9 protein-coding genes and 1 pseudogene are annotated in these 14,228 nt (G+C 42.1%); 9 read left to right on the forward strand and 1 reads right to left on the reverse strand.

Annotated elements, in window-relative coordinates; genetic code table 11:
- From NXS10_RS07360 to NXS10_RS07375, 4 genes and pseudogenes are all read left to right on the forward strand, one after another.
- A pseudogene (locus NXS10_RS07360) lies at positions 1–93 on the forward strand (restriction endonuclease subunit S); the annotation flags it as partial.
- Between the two features lie 77 nt (positions 94–170).
- Positions 171–299: a hypothetical protein gene (locus NXS10_RS07365; protein WP_259139170.1), complete on the forward strand. Its 129-nt coding sequence runs from the start codon at positions 171–173 to the stop codon at positions 297–299.
- A gap of 141 nt (positions 300–440) precedes the next feature.
- Positions 441–884: a YqxI family protein gene (locus tag NXS10_RS07370; RefSeq protein ID WP_259139171.1), complete on the forward strand. Its 444-nt coding sequence runs from the start codon at positions 441–443 to the stop codon at positions 882–884.
- Complete coding sequence (locus NXS10_RS07375; protein ID WP_259139172.1) at positions 872–1,222, forward strand: hypothetical protein; 351 nt, start codon at positions 872–874, stop codon at positions 1,220–1,222. The genes NXS10_RS07370 and NXS10_RS07375 overlap by 13 nt, the downstream gene beginning before the upstream one ends.
- A 348-nt stretch (positions 1,223–1,570) precedes the next feature.
- Here the strand turns inward: NXS10_RS07375 and tyrS are convergent, their stop codons facing one another.
- Positions 1,571–2,827, reverse strand: a complete 1,257-nt coding sequence (gene tyrS / locus NXS10_RS07380) for a tyrosine--tRNA ligase (RefSeq protein WP_259139173.1) — start codon at positions 2,825–2,827, stop codon at positions 1,571–1,573.
- A 157-nt stretch (positions 2,828–2,984) separates the two neighbouring features.
- Here tyrS and pbp1b point away from each other — a divergent pair, with 157 nt between their 5' ends.
- From pbp1b to NXS10_RS07405, 5 genes are all read left to right on the forward strand, one after another.
- Positions 2,985–5,231, forward strand: a complete 2,247-nt coding sequence (gene pbp1b, locus NXS10_RS07385) for a penicillin-binding protein PBP1B (protein ID WP_373318056.1) — start codon at positions 2,985–2,987, stop codon at positions 5,229–5,231.
- Between the two features lie 319 nt (positions 5,232–5,550).
- Positions 5,551–9,129, forward strand: coding sequence for a DNA-directed RNA polymerase subunit beta (gene rpoB / locus NXS10_RS07390; protein ID WP_259139175.1), 3,579 nt, complete (start codon positions 5,551–5,553; stop codon positions 9,127–9,129).
- A 63-nt stretch (positions 9,130–9,192) separates the two neighbouring features.
- Positions 9,193–12,828 carry a DNA-directed RNA polymerase subunit beta' gene (gene rpoC, locus NXS10_RS07395; RefSeq protein WP_259139176.1) on the forward strand — a complete coding sequence of 1,212 codons (3,636 nt, stop codon included), beginning with the start codon at positions 9,193–9,195 and terminating at the stop codon, positions 12,826–12,828.
- Between the two features lie 90 nt (positions 12,829–12,918).
- Complete coding sequence (locus NXS10_RS07400; RefSeq protein ID WP_259139228.1) at positions 12,919–13,359, forward strand: cupin domain-containing protein; 441 nt, start codon at positions 12,919–12,921, stop codon at positions 13,357–13,359.
- 21 nt (positions 13,360–13,380) lie between these two features.
- Positions 13,381–14,223 carry an aldo/keto reductase gene (locus tag NXS10_RS07405; protein ID WP_259139178.1) on the forward strand — a complete coding sequence of 281 codons (843 nt, stop codon included), beginning with the start codon at positions 13,381–13,383 and terminating at the stop codon, positions 14,221–14,223.
- The last annotated feature ends 5 nt before the right edge of the window (positions 14,224–14,228 follow it).

Below are 14,228 nucleotides of genomic sequence, written 5' to 3' on the forward strand. Positions count from 1 at the left end.
CTGACTTCCAATTTATCACAGGGCTTACCAAAAGAAATTGAACAAAGACAGAAGCAGTATGAGTATTTTAGAGAAAAACTCTTGACCTTTTAGTGCCCACCAGCGACTTTCGCTTGGTGGGTTTTTTAAAAAAGGGGGTTGACATTTATTCTGAATTTCAGAAAGATAGAATGACGGATGATTTGAGTCAAGGTTTATACCGAAAAAGGCAGATTGGAGCAGAAGAAAATTCTGAAAGTACAAATCGTGAGATTGTGGCATTTTGGAATTGGGAGAGAAAGAATTATTTTATCAAGTAAAAGATTGGATTTTTGATGAATTAGATGTTTAGATTTGATGTGACAAAATGATTTTTAGCATACTTTAATGTTTGCGTTTTTATAAATGTGATTTTTCTTGTATAATAGATCAAAATTAATGATTTAAGGGAGGAGAATTTTATGAAAAAAATAATGAAGTGTATGACTTTATTATTGCTGGCTGTTGTTTTGTCTGGGAGTGTTTTGCCATCTGTTAAAGTTTTAGCTGATAGTAGTTCTGATGTTATTTATCAAGCTCCTAAAGAATCTGATTATCAATATTTGAGAGAAGAAAGGAGTATTTGGACAAAAGTTGGTAAGGCTGCTATTAGGACAGCAATAAAAAATAGAGTTGCTGTTGTAAATGCGGTAAAATCTGTTTTTGGTAAGACAATTGCAAACCAAGTTGATCGATATTTTACAACTATTGCTAGTTCACTCTCTCCTTTGTTAAGTTGGAGTGAAATTCCTGCACAAGCAGTACATGATGTTGTGTATAGAGGGTTAGTCAATTCAGGTGTTTCAAGTAGTACTGCAACTCAGATAGCTCATGCAATTAAGGAGGTGCTAAGTTGGGTACTTTAGATGAACGACACTATAAAGATTTTTCAGGTGAATATTTTTTTGAGAGATTATGGTTGTTGGAAAGTGCAGTTAGAGAGTTAGCAGAGCTATTAGGAGACTCATCGAAAAAACCTATTTCTGCAAGTTTGTTTTGTTTGGAACATGGATTGACGATTGATGATAGAGGAAAGATAATAATGTTGTTGAATAGGTTATTATCGGAAAATGATGAGCTCGAATATACTCTATTAAAAAAATATTTAATTGAGTCGGTTCCAAAGTTAGAATGTTTCGCTGATGAAGTTCTTTTAGGAATGATATCGATTTTTAAAAAAACTTATGTTGCCGAGGAAGATTAGTCCGACAATAGTGAAATGGTGATTAGTACCCTTTTAGGAGGGTGCTTTTTTGTCTGATTTAGTTTTTAGTTATGGTGATGACTGCTTGTATTTTTTATTTCAAAAATGCAAAGCTTTTTGTTAGAAATAGTTATAGCATGACAGATATTAAAATCAAGTTTTTAAAGACTACTCAAAACAAGGAAAAGATAGAAAATGGCGAGAACGCAAGCTGAAAAATATAGAGCTTGTAGGGTGTTTGGTACGATACGTGTTGAGTTGGGGTTTGTTTAAAGAGGGGAAAGATAAGTTTTTTATGTGAGAGGAGAAATAAAACCCATCACACGATGATGTGTGATGGGTTATTTTTTAGTAAGTCAAGACGAAGTATTTTTTCTTACCACGGCGGATAACGGTCAGCTCACCTTCGAGTTTGTCAGTGTCAGTGAGTGTGTAGTCGAGGTCTTTTATTCGATCTCCATTGAGGTAGATAGCGCCGTTTTGGACGTCCTCACGTGCTTGACGTTTGGAGTTGACCACGCGAGCTGTGACAAGGAGGTCAACGATATTGAGACTGTCCTCAGCTTTGACAGCGTAGTTTGGCACGCCACGTAGCCCTTGCTTGAGTTCTGCGACAGATAGCCCCTTGATATTGCCGGCAAAGAGCTGTTCTGTGATGTTGAGGGCTTCTTGATAAGCTTTCTCACCGTGTACAAGGGTCACAACCTCACGAGCCAGTGTCTTTTGCGCAAGACGCTTGTGCGGTTCTTGCTCAAACTGAACACGAATCGCCTCAATTTCCTTAAGCGAGAGGAAAGTAAAGATTTTCAAGAAACGAATCGCGTCCTCATCCATGACATTGAGCCAGAACTGGTACATCTCATAAGGGCTGGTCTTACTAGCGTCGAGCCAGATAGCATTGCCCTCGGATTTGCCGAATTTCTTGCCAGTAGCATCGGTGATAAGAGGTACTGTCATGACATGACCTATCTTGTCCGCCTTACGACGAAGCAACTCTGTTCCAGCGGTCATGTTACCCCATTGGTCACTCCCTCCGATTTGGAGAGTGACATTGTACTTGTCATTTAGCTCGTAAAAGTCGTAGCCTTGCATGATTTGATAAGCAAACTCCGTGTAGGAAATCCCTGTCTCGATTCGTTTTTTGACAGACTCTTTACTCATCATGTAGTTGACGGTGAAGTATTTACCCACATCACGCAAGAAATCAATAAAGCTCACCCCACTAAACCAGTCGTAGTTGTTGACCATGACAGCCTTATTATCGCCATTTTCAAAGTCAAGAAAACGAGAGAGCTGCCCTTGGATTTTGCTCACCCACCCTTCAACCGTTTCCTTTGTCTGAAGACTGCGCTCAGCATCCTTAAAGGAAGGATCGCCGATAAGCCCTGTCGCTCCCCCCACAAGAGCGTAAGGCTTGTGTCCTGCCAACTGCAAGCGGCGTGACGTCAAAATGGCAACCAAGTGTCCAAGGTGCAGACTGTCTGCTGTTGGGTCATAACCTGTGTAGTAGGATACTTGTCCATCCTCAAGCGCCTCCTCAAGCGCCTTTTCGTCCGTTGTCTGAAAGACAAGCCCACGTTCTTTGAGTTCTTCTAAAATGGTCATAATCTTCTCCTATATCAGCTAGTATATCATGCCAACTATATCAAAATTCTTGAGGATATGCAAGCCCTACTAAATTTGATATAATGGGAATCGAGGTATTGTCATGTTAAAAAAAACAAAAAACCAAAAGAAAGGTTCGCAAAGAGAACATCAGCCGATGAGCGTCAGTGAGATAGGGGCTGTTTTTCTCAGAACTTTAAAGTTATTATCTGACTTTGCTTATATTATTCTCCTACTGTTGGGGATGTTAGGCGGAGGTATGGCGCTTGGTTATCTCGCCAGCCAGATTGATAGTGTCAAAGTCCCTGATAAAGCAACTCTCATCAAGGAAGTGACCTCCGTGTCGCAAGTGTCGCAGATGACTTACTCCAACCAAGTGTCTATCGCTGCGATTGACTCTGATCTCTTGCGGACACCTGTTGAGAGTAGTGAGATTTCAGAGAATATCAAAAAAGCCATCATTGCCACTGAGGATGATAACTTCAAGATTCACCACGGTGTCGTGCCAAAGGCAGTTTTTCGTGCGGTTGTAGGTTCTCTCTTAGGCTTGGGAGAGTCTAGCGGTGGTTCGACCCTCACACAACAGTTGCTCAAACAGCAAGTACTGGGTGCGGATCCTTCCTTTAAGCGCAAGTCTCGTGAGATTATCTATGCACTGGCTTTGGAGCGTTATATGACCAAGGATGCTATCTTAACCGCCTATCTCAATGTTTCACCATTTGGGCGCAATAACAGGGGACAAAATATTGCAGGTGTCGAAGAAGCTGCGCAAGGTATCTTTGGTGTGAGTGCCAAAGACCTAACCATTCCACAAGCAGCTTATATCGCAGGGCTTCCTCAAAGCCCTATCGTCTACTCTCCTTATACCGCAGATGCTCAGATCAAGTCTGATAAAAATCTTCAGTACGGTATCAACCGCCAACAAGATGTCCTCTACAATATGTATCGCACAGGTAGTCTGACAAAGAGCGAGTATGAGACCTATAAAGCTTATGACATTAAGCAGGACTTTATCGCCCCTGAAACGCAGCATACCAGTACGCATGATTATTTGTATTATACTGTTATGAGCGAGGCGCAGCAACTGATGTATGACTACCTCATCAAGCGTGATAATGTATCAGAGCAGGACCTTAAAAATGATGCCACCAAGCAAGCCTATCAAAAACGTGCTCTTGAGGAATTGCAACAGGGTGGCTACACGATCAAAACTACGATTAATCAAAGTATTTACACAGCTATGCAAAATGCTGCAGCACAGTATGGCAGTCTCCTTGATGATGGGACGGGTACGGTGCAGATGGGCAATGTCCTCATGGACAACAAAACAGGTGCTATTTTAGGCTTTGTCGGCGGACGGGATTACAGTGTCAACCAAAACAACCATGCCTTTGACACGAAGCGCTCGACAGGTTCCAGCATCAAGCCGATTATCCCCTATGGTATTGCCATTGACCAAGGGCTCATGGGCAGTGCTAGTATCTTATCCAATTACCCAACGACCTTCTCAAATGGTCAGAAAATCATGCACGACACTGAGGAAGGAACTGGCATGATGGACTTACAAGAAGCACTTAACAAGTCTTGGAACATACCAGCCTATTGGACTTATCAGATGTTGCTCAATAAAGGCGTTGATGTCAAGGGTTATATGGACAAGATGCACTACACGATTGCTAACTACAATATCGAAAGTTTGCCACTTGGTGGTGGGATTGAGGTATCAGTTGCGGATCAGACTAATCTCTATCAGATGCTAGCAAATAACGGTGCTTATCAGGAAAGGTATATGATTGATACCATCACAGATAATACTGGCAAGGTCATCTACAAGCATGAGTCTAAAGCAATACAGGTCTTTTCAAAAGCAACAGCTACTATTATGCAGAGCTTATTGCATGGACCGATTGAGTCAGGTTTGACAACGACTTTCAAAAAAGACTTGCAATCGATCAATGCAGGGCTTGCCAGTGCTGATTGGATTGGAAAAACAGGAACAACAAACAATTACTCAGATGCTTGGCTTATGCTAGCAACGCCAAATGTGACTCTAGGTGGCTGGATTGGTCACGATGACAATAGTTCGCTTGGCAATCTGACAGGTTACTCTAAAAACTCACGGTATATGGCAAATCTGATCAATGCGATTAACCAAGCAGATAGTACTGTTTTTGGATCTTCTAAGTTTGCTCTTGACTCCAGTGTTATCAAGGCAAATGTCCTCAAGTCGACTGGGCTTTTGCCTGCTACTGTTTCTGTTGATGGTAAAGATGTGAATCTTACTGGAGATATGACGACTAGCTATTGGGCAAAAACAGGACCAGGTAAGACAACTTACAAATTTGCCATTGGCGGAACAGACAGTGATTACCAAAAAGCATGGGCAAGTATTTTGAAAAAATAACTTGCTATTTATCAAGAAATAAGATATAATAAGGTAAATTATTTGTCGTCTGCTTTCTTGAAATATTGTCCAAGAGGGCTTACAGCAGTTAAATCAAACGTTTCAGTCGGGTTTAGCTGCTCTTTTTGTGCCTATTTTTAGATAAAAAGACAAATGTAATCTATATTTAAAGGTTCTAATAATTCACATTTTTCCTTTCCTAAAATGGGCTAGACGGCTGGGTTATTGCGCTACTCTGGCAAGCCTTTAAAAGCAAGCTTTGAGATAGTTTTCCTAAAGGCTACATTGTGCCTCACATCTTAATAAAAGGAGTAAAATCTTGGCAGGACATGAAGTTCAATACGGTAAACACCGTACACGTCGTAGTTTTTCAAGAATTAAAGAGGTTCTTGATTTACCTAATTTGATTGAAATTCAGACAGATTCGTTCAAAGACTTTTTAGAAAATGGACTAAAAGAAGTCTTTGAAGATGTGCTCCCCATCTCAAACTTTACAGATACTATGGAGCTTGAATTTGTAGGGTATGAGTTCAAAGAGCCAAAATATACCCTAGAAGAAGCGCGTATTCATGATGCTTCTTACTCTGCACCTATCTTTGTCACTTTTCGTCTCATCAACAAAGAAACAGGCGAGATTAAGACACAAGAAGTTTTCTTTGGTGATTTCCCTCTCATGACAGAGATGGGTACTTTTATCATCAATGGCGGTGAGCGTATTATCGTCTCTCAGTTGGTTCGTTCTCCTGGTGTTTATTTTAATGATAAAGTGGATAAAAATGGTAAGGTCGGCTATGGCTCTACCGTTATTCCTAACCGTGGGGCTTGGCTGGAGCTTGAAATGGACTCAAAAGACATCGGTTATACTCGCATTGACCGCACTCGTAAGATTACATTTACAACGCTTGTACGTGCCCTTGGTTTTTCTGGTGATGATGAAATTTTGGATATCTTTGGTGATAGCGATCTCGTTCGCAATACTATCGAAAAAGATATTCACAAAAATCCAGCAGATTCACGTACAGATGAAGCTCTCAAGGAAATCTATGAACGTTTGCGTCCCGGTGAGCCTAAAACAGCTGATAGCTCTCGTAGTCTTTTGACAGCTCGTTTCTTTGATCCGCGTCGTTACGATCTAGCTGCGGTTGGTCGCTACAAAATCAACAAAAAACTTAACGTCAAGACTCGTCTCTTGAATCAAACTATTGCTGAAAATTTGGTTGATGCTGAAACTGGTGAAATCCTTGTTGAAGCTGGTACAGTCATGACACGTGATGTGATTGATTCAATTGCTGAACAATTAGATGGTGACCTCAACAAATTTGTTTACACACCAAATGATTATGCTGTTGTCACTGAACCTGTTATTCTTCAAAAATTCAAAGTTGTGTCACCAGTTGATCCAGACCGTGTTGTGACGATTGTTGGTAATGCCAATCCAGACGATAAAACACGTACGCTTACACCAGCAGATATCTTGGCTGAAATATCATACTTCCTTAACCTTGTTGAAGATCTTGGTAAAGTTGACGATATCGACCACCTTGGGAACCGTCGTATTCGTGCCGTTGGTGAATTGCTTGCTAACCAATTCCGTATTGGTCTTGCTCGTATGGAGCGTAACGTGCGTGAACGTATGTCCGTTCAAGACAATGAAGTATTGACGCCACAACAAATTATCAACATTCGTCCTGTAACTGCAGCTGTCAAAGAGTTCTTTGGCTCTTCTCAATTGTCACAGTTTATGGATCAACACAACCCACTTTCTGAATTGTCTCACAAACGTCGTTTGTCAGCCTTAGGACCTGGAGGTTTGACTCGTGACCGTGCTGGTTATGAAGTGCGTGACGTGCATTATACTCACTATGGACGTATGTGCCCAATTGAAACTCCTGAAGGCCCTAACATCGGATTGATTAATAACTTGTCCACATACGGGCACCTTAATAAATATGGTTTCATCCAAACACCATATCGTAAAGTTGACCGTAAGACTGGTGTTGTCACAAACGAAGTGGAATGGTTGACAGCAGATGAAGAAGATGAATATACTGTTGCTCAAGCAAACTCTAAACTTAATCCTGACGGAACTTTTGCTAATGAAATCGTCATGGGACGTCATCAAGGTAATAACCAAGAATTTCCAGCAAGTATCGTTGACTATGTTGATGTCTCACCCAAGCAGGTGGTTGCGGTAGCGACCGCATGTATTCCTTTCCTTGAAAATGATGACTCAAACCGTGCCCTCATGGGTGCCAACATGCAACGTCAAGCAGTGCCATTGATTAATCCACATGCACCGTATGTTGGTACTGGTATGGAATATCAAGCCGCTCACGACTCTGGTGCTGCCGTTATCGCTAAACACGATGGACGTGTAGTCTTCTCAGACGCCGAAAAAGTTGAAGTTCGTCGTGAAGATGGCTCGCTTGATGTTTACCATATCACGAAATTCCGCCGTTCCAACTCAGGTACAGCATACAATCAACGGACGCTTGTTAAAGTTGGTGATTTGGTTGAAAAAGGTGACTTTATCGCTGATGGACCTTCTATGGAAAAAGGTGAAATGGCACTTGGTCAAAATCCTATCGTTGCTTATATGACTTGGGAAGGGTATAACTTTGAGGATGCGGTTATCATGAGTGAGCGTCTGGTCAAAGAAGATGTGTATACTTCTGTCCACCTCGAAGAATTTGAGTCTGAAACACGCGATACAAAGCTAGGTCCTGAAGAAATTACACGTGAAATTCCTAACGTTGGTGAGGAAGCTCTAAAAGAGCTTGATGAGATGGGAATTATCCGTATCGGTGCAGAGGTCAAAGAGGGTGATATTTTGGTCGGCAAAGTAACACCTAAGGGAGAAAAAGACCTTTCTGCTGAAGAACGACTGCTCCATGCTATCTTCGGTGATAAATCGCGTGAAGTCCGTGATACATCACTTCGTGTGCCACACGGTGGAGATGGTGTTGTTCGTGATGTTAAAATCTTTACTCGTGCAAATGGTGATGAGCTTCAATCAGGTGTTAACATGATGGTTCGTGTCTACATCGCACAAAAACGTAAGATTAAAGTCGGAGATAAGATGGCTGGTCGTCACGGAAACAAAGGGGTTGTTTCTCGTATCGTACCAGTTGAGGATATGCCATATCTTCCAGATGGAACTCCAGTTGATATCATGTTGAACCCTCTTGGTGTGCCATCTCGTATGAATATCGGACAAGTTATGGAGCTTCACCTCGGTATGGCAGCTCGCAACCTCGGTATTCACATTGCAACTCCAGTCTTTGACGGAGCAACTTCCGAAGATCTTTGGGATACTGTCCGTGAAGCTGGTATGGATAGCGACGCTAAGACAGTTCTTTATGACGGTCGTACAGGTGAACCATTTGATAATCGTGTCTCTGTCGGTATCATGTACATGATCAAACTTCACCACATGGTTGATGATAAACTTCACGCTCGTTCAGTTGGTCCTTACTCACTTGTTACACAACAACCTCTTGGTGGTAAAGCACAGTTTGGTGGACAACGTTTTGGTGAGATGGAAGTTTGGGCTTTGGAAGCCTATGGTGCATCAAATGTTCTTCAAGAAATCTTGACTTACAAGTCAGATGATGTTGCAGGACGTCTGAAAGCCTATGAAGCGATTACCAAAGGCAAACAAATTCCAAAACCAGGTGTGCCCGAGTCTTTCCGAGTGCTTGTTAAAGAATTGCAGTCACTTGGTCTTGATATGCGTGTCCTTGACGAGGATGACAATGAAGTGGAATTACGTGACCTTGATGAGGGTGAAGATGACGATGTGCTACATGTTGATGAGCTTGAAAAGGCAAGAAAAGAACAAGAAGCCAAAGCAGAAGTGGAAGCACAGAAAGAGACAGAGACTGCCTCAAATGACTAATGACTAAAACTAGCTTAGACTGCTCTAGCTAGATTGAGATAAATTGACAGAAAGGTAAAACTAGTGGTTGACGTAAATCGTTTTAAAAGTATGCAAATCACATTAGCCTCACCAAGTAAGGTTCGTTCATGGTCTTATGGTGAAGTTAAAAAACCTGAAACAATCAACTACCGTACGCTAAAACCAGAGCGTGAAGGGCTTTTTGATGAAGTTATCTTTGGCCCTACAAAAGACTGGGAATGTGCGTGTGGTAAGTACAAGCGTATCCGCTACAAAGGGATTATCTGTGACCGTTGTGGTGTCGAAGTAACGCGTGCCAAGGTTCGTCGCGAACGCATGGGACATATAGAGCTTAAAGCTCCAGTGTCACACATTTGGTATTTCAAAGGGATTCCGAGTCGTATGGGACTTACTCTTGATATGAGTCCACGTGCGCTTGAGGAGGTCATCTATTTTGCAGCTTATGTAGTGATTGATCCCAAAGAGACACCGCTTGAGCCTAAGTCGCTACTTACTGAGCGTGAGTATCGTGAAAAATTACAAGAATATGGCTATGGATCTTTTGTTGCCAAAATGGGTGCGGAAGCTATCCAAGATCTCTTAAAGCGTGTCGATTTAGATGCTGAAATTGCTGAACTTAAAGAAGAACTCAAAACAGCGACAGGTCAAAAGCGTGTTAAAGCAGTTCGTCGCTTAGATGTTTTAGATGCTTTCAAGAAATCTGGTAATAAACCAGAATGGATGGTACTGAACATTCTACCTGTTATCCCACCAGACCTTCGCCCAATGGTACAACTTGATGGCGGACGTTTTGCAGCCAGTGACTTGAATGATCTCTATCGTCGTGTTATCAATCGTAACAATCGTCTTGCTCGTCTTTTGGAGTTGCATGCGCCTGGTATCATTGTGCAAAATGAAAAACGGATGCTCCAAGAAGCTGTGGATGCCTTGATTGACAATGGTCGCCGTGGTCGTCCTATTACAGGACCAGGTAGTCGCCCCCTCAAGTCTCTTAGCCACATGCTAAAAGGGAAACAAGGTCGCTTTCGTCAAAATTTGCTCGGTAAACGTGTTGACTTCTCAGGACGTTCCGTTATCGCTGTTGGTCCGACTCTTAAAATGTATCAATGTGGTGTGCCACGGGAGATGGCAATTGAGCTTTTCAAGCCGTTTGTTATGCGTGAAATTGTCGCTAATGGCTTAGCAGGAAATGTCAAAGCAGCCAAACGTATGGTTGAGCGTGGTGATGAACGCATTTGGGATATTTTAGAGGAGGTCATCAAAGAACATCCAGTCCTTCTTAACCGTGCACCTACTCTTCACCGCCTTGGGATTCAAGCTTTTGAGCCAGTTCTTATTGATGGTAAGGCACTTCGTCTCCATCCACTTGTCTGTGAAGCCTACAACGCTGACTTTGACGGGGACCAAATGGCGATTCACGTGCCCCTATCTGAAGAAGCACAAGCTGAAGCTCGTCTTCTTATGCTTGCTGCTGAACATATCCTTAATCCAAAAGATGGTAAGCCAGTTGTTACTCCATCTCAAGACATGGTACTTGGTAACTACTACCTCACTATGGAAGATACGGGTCGTGAGGGAGAAGGCATGGTCTTTAAAGACCGTGACGAAGCCGTTATGGCTTACCGTAATGGTTATGTTCACTTGCATACACGTGTAGGGATAGCGGTTGATTCTATGCCAAATAAACCTTGGACACCTGAGCAACAACATAAAATCATGGTGACAACTGTCGGAAAAATTCTCTTTAACGACATTATGCCTGATGATTTGCCTTACCTTATCGAGCCAACTAATGCTAATTTGACGGAAAAGACACCTGATAAGTATTTCTTAGAGCCAGGTCAAGATATACAAGCGGTGATTGATAGTTTAGAACTTAATACACCGTTTAAGAAGAAAAATCTTGGAAATATCATTGCTGAAACCTTCAAACGTTTTCGTACAACAGAAACATCAGCCTTTCTTGACCGTTTGAAAGACCTTGGTTACTATCATTCAACGCTCGCTGGTTTGACTGTTGGGATTGCAGACATCCCAGTTATTGATAATAAGCAAGAAATTATCGATAATGCTCACAGCAAAGTCGAACAAATCAATAAAGCTTTCCGTCGTGGTTTGATGACTGATGATGATCGTTATGTTGCCGTTACAACAACATGGCGTGAAGCTAAAGAAGAGCTTGAACAACGTCTGATTGAAACACAAGATCCTAAGAACCCTATCGTTATGATGATGGACTCAGGAGCTCGTGGTAACATTTCCAACTTCTCCCAACTTGCTGGTATGCGTGGTTTGATGGCGGCGCCAAACGGTCGTATCATGGAATTGCCTATTCTATCTAACTTCCGTGAAGGTTTGTCAGTCCTTGAAATGTTCTTCTCAACTCACGGTGCCCGTAAAGGTATGACAGATACAGCCCTCAAGACTGCCGACTCAGGTTATCTGACACGTCGTTTGGTAGATGTTGCTCAAGACGTTATCATTCGTGAGGACGACTGTGGTACTGATCGTGGTCTTACAATTACTGCTATTACAGATGGCAAGGAAGTCACTGAAACACTGGAAGAGCGTCTTAATGGTCGCTATACCAAGAAAACAGTTAAGCACCCTGAAACCGGTGAGGTGATTGTTGGTTCCGATACCTTGATTACCGAGGATTTGGCAGCGAAGATTGTGGCTGCTGGTGTTGAGAAAGTGACTATCCGCTCCGTCTTTACATGTAATACTCGTCATGGTGTTTGTCGTCATTGCTATGGTATCAACCTAGCAACAGGAGATGCGGTTGAAGTTGGTGAAGCAGTTGGTACTGTCGCAGCCCAATCTATCGGTGAACCTGGTACACAGCTTACCATGCGTACTTTCCACACGGGTGGTGTGGCATCGAATACAGACATCACGCAAGGTCTTCCTCGTATCCAAGAAATTTTTGAAGCACGTAACCCTAAAGGGGAAGCAGTTATCACAGAGGTCAAAGGTGAAGTGACTGCTATTGAAGAAGATGCAGCAACTCGTACAAAGAAAGTATTTGTTAAAGGCAAAACAGGCGAGGGAGAGTACGTTGTGCCGTTTACCGCTCGTATGAAAGTTGAAGTTGGTGATAAAGTGCATCGAGGGACACCACTTACAGAAGGTTCTATACAACCTAAACGCCTTCTCGAAGTGCGTGATACTTTGTCTGTTGAAACTTATCTCCTTGCCGAAGTGCAAAAAGTTTACCGTAGCCAAGGGGTGGAAATTGGTGATAAGCACATTGAGGTCATGGTACGTCAGATGCTTCGAAAAGTTCGTGTTATGGATCCAGGCGATACAGAACTTCTCCCAGGAACATTGATGGACATTTCAGACTTCACAGATGCCAATAAGGATATACTCATCTCCGGAGGTATCCCTGCGACAGCTCGCCCAGTTCTTATGGGAATTACCAAAGCCTCACTTGAAACAAACTCATTCTTATCTGCTGCTTCTTTCCAAGAAACAACACGTGTGCTTACAGACGCAGCTATCCGAGGTAAGAAAGATCACCTCCTTGGTCTTAAAGAAAATGTCATCATTGGTAAAACCATCCCAGCAGGTACTGGTATGGCACGCTACCGCAATATTGAACCTTTGGCAATCAATGAAGAAGAATCAGCTGAGGAAGCTCTAGCAGAAGAAATAGTCGCCCAAGAGACACGCTAACATAAAAAGCAAGTTTAGAATAAGTCAAGAGCAATAAATCTATAGTAAAATCTTTGCTATTGAAATGATTGTGGAAATGAGGTAAAAGTGATGAAATATCAGGATAAAGCAACATTCGATCAGTTCAATTACTTTGGACAAGGAGAGAGTAACGATGCTTATTCTAGTTATTTTATTGGACAATCTTATTTAAAGGCACTGGGTGCGACAAGTAATCAGGAGATTGCACTTACTAATGTGACCTTTGAACCTGGTTGTCGCAACAACTGGCATATTCACAAGGCGAGTCGTGGTGGTGGGCAAATCTTGATATGTACCGCTGGTGAGGGTTGGTATCAGGAAGAAGGAAAACCTGCTATGTCGCTTAAAGAAGGAACGGTCGTTATCATACCAGCTAACGTCAAGCATTGGCATGGAGCCAAGAGTGACTCGTGGTTTAGTCATATTGCCCTTGGTGTTCCTGGTGAAGATACTGAAAATATCTGGCTAGAAGAAGTCTCCGATGAAGCTTATCTGACTTTGAAGGACTAAACTATCAATTAAGGAGGAAAAATGGACTACGTTACTTTATCAAACGGTCTCAAAATGCCTATTTTAGGATTTGGCGTCTATCAAATACCAGATTTAAAAGAGTGTGAACGTGTGGTTAGAGATGCTATTGATACTGGTTATCGCTTGATTGATACTGCTCAAGCTTATGGAAATGAAGAAGCAGTTGGTAAGGCTATCCAACATTCACAGGTCAAACGAGAAGAATTTTTCCTTACCAGTAAAATATGGATTAGCAATTTCGGCTATGAAAAAGCTAAAGCATCTATTGAAAAAAGCCTTGATAATCTGAAAACGGATTATATTGATCTCATGCTCTTACATCAGCCTTTTAACGACTATTACGGTGCTTACCGAGCTCTGGAGGAATACTATAAGGCTGGGAAAATAAAAGCTATTGGTGTGAGTAATTTCAGCCCAGACCGTTTGGCAGATTTGGCTATTTTCGAGGAGATTACTCCGATGGTTAATCAAGTAGAGACTCATGTTTTTCATCAGCAGATAGAGGCACAAAAGACGATGGCTGAGTATGGTGTTCAGATAGAATCGTGGGGACCCTTTGCAGAAGGGAAAAATAATCTCTTTACCAATGACGTCTTGCTTGCCATAGGTAAAAAATATAATAAATCAGCCGCACAGGTGGCTCTGCGTTACTTGATTCAACAGGGAATCGTAGCGATTCCTAAGACAGTTCATAAAGAGCGCATGGTACAAAATATGGCTATTTTTGACTTCACACTGAGTGAGGAAGATATGGTGGCGATTCTCCAGTTAGATCAACGAGAAAGCCAATTTTTATCACATGTTGATCCAGAGACGGTAAAAAGATTAGCTTCACTACACTGAGTTGG

This window comes from Streptococcus sciuri, from assembly GCF_024814375.1.
Lineage (GTDB): Bacteria > Bacillota > Bacilli > Lactobacillales > Streptococcaceae > Streptococcus > Streptococcus sciuri.

What these genes read in the sequence shown, in the direction of transcription:
- NXS10_RS07365 (WP_259139170.1), top strand. Translation starts at nt 171, where the DNA reads ATGACGGATGATTTGAGTCAAGGTTTATACCGAAAAAGGCAGATTGGA.
- NXS10_RS07370 (WP_259139171.1), top strand. Translation starts at nt 441, where the DNA reads ATGAAAAAAATAATGAAGTGTATGACTTTATTATTGCTGGCTGTTGTT.
- tyrS (WP_259139173.1), bottom strand. Translation starts at nt 2,827, where the DNA reads ATGACCATTTTAGAAGAACTCAAAGAACGTGGGCTTGTCTTTCAGACA.
- pbp1b (WP_373318056.1), top strand. Translation starts at nt 2,985, where the DNA reads ATGAGCGTCAGTGAGATAGGGGCTGTTTTTCTCAGAACTTTAAAGTTA.
- NXS10_RS07400 (WP_259139228.1), top strand. Translation starts at nt 12,919, where the DNA reads ATGAAATATCAGGATAAAGCAACATTCGATCAGTTCAATTACTTTGGA.
- NXS10_RS07405 (WP_259139178.1), top strand. Translation starts at nt 13,381, where the DNA reads ATGGACTACGTTACTTTATCAAACGGTCTCAAAATGCCTATTTTAGGA.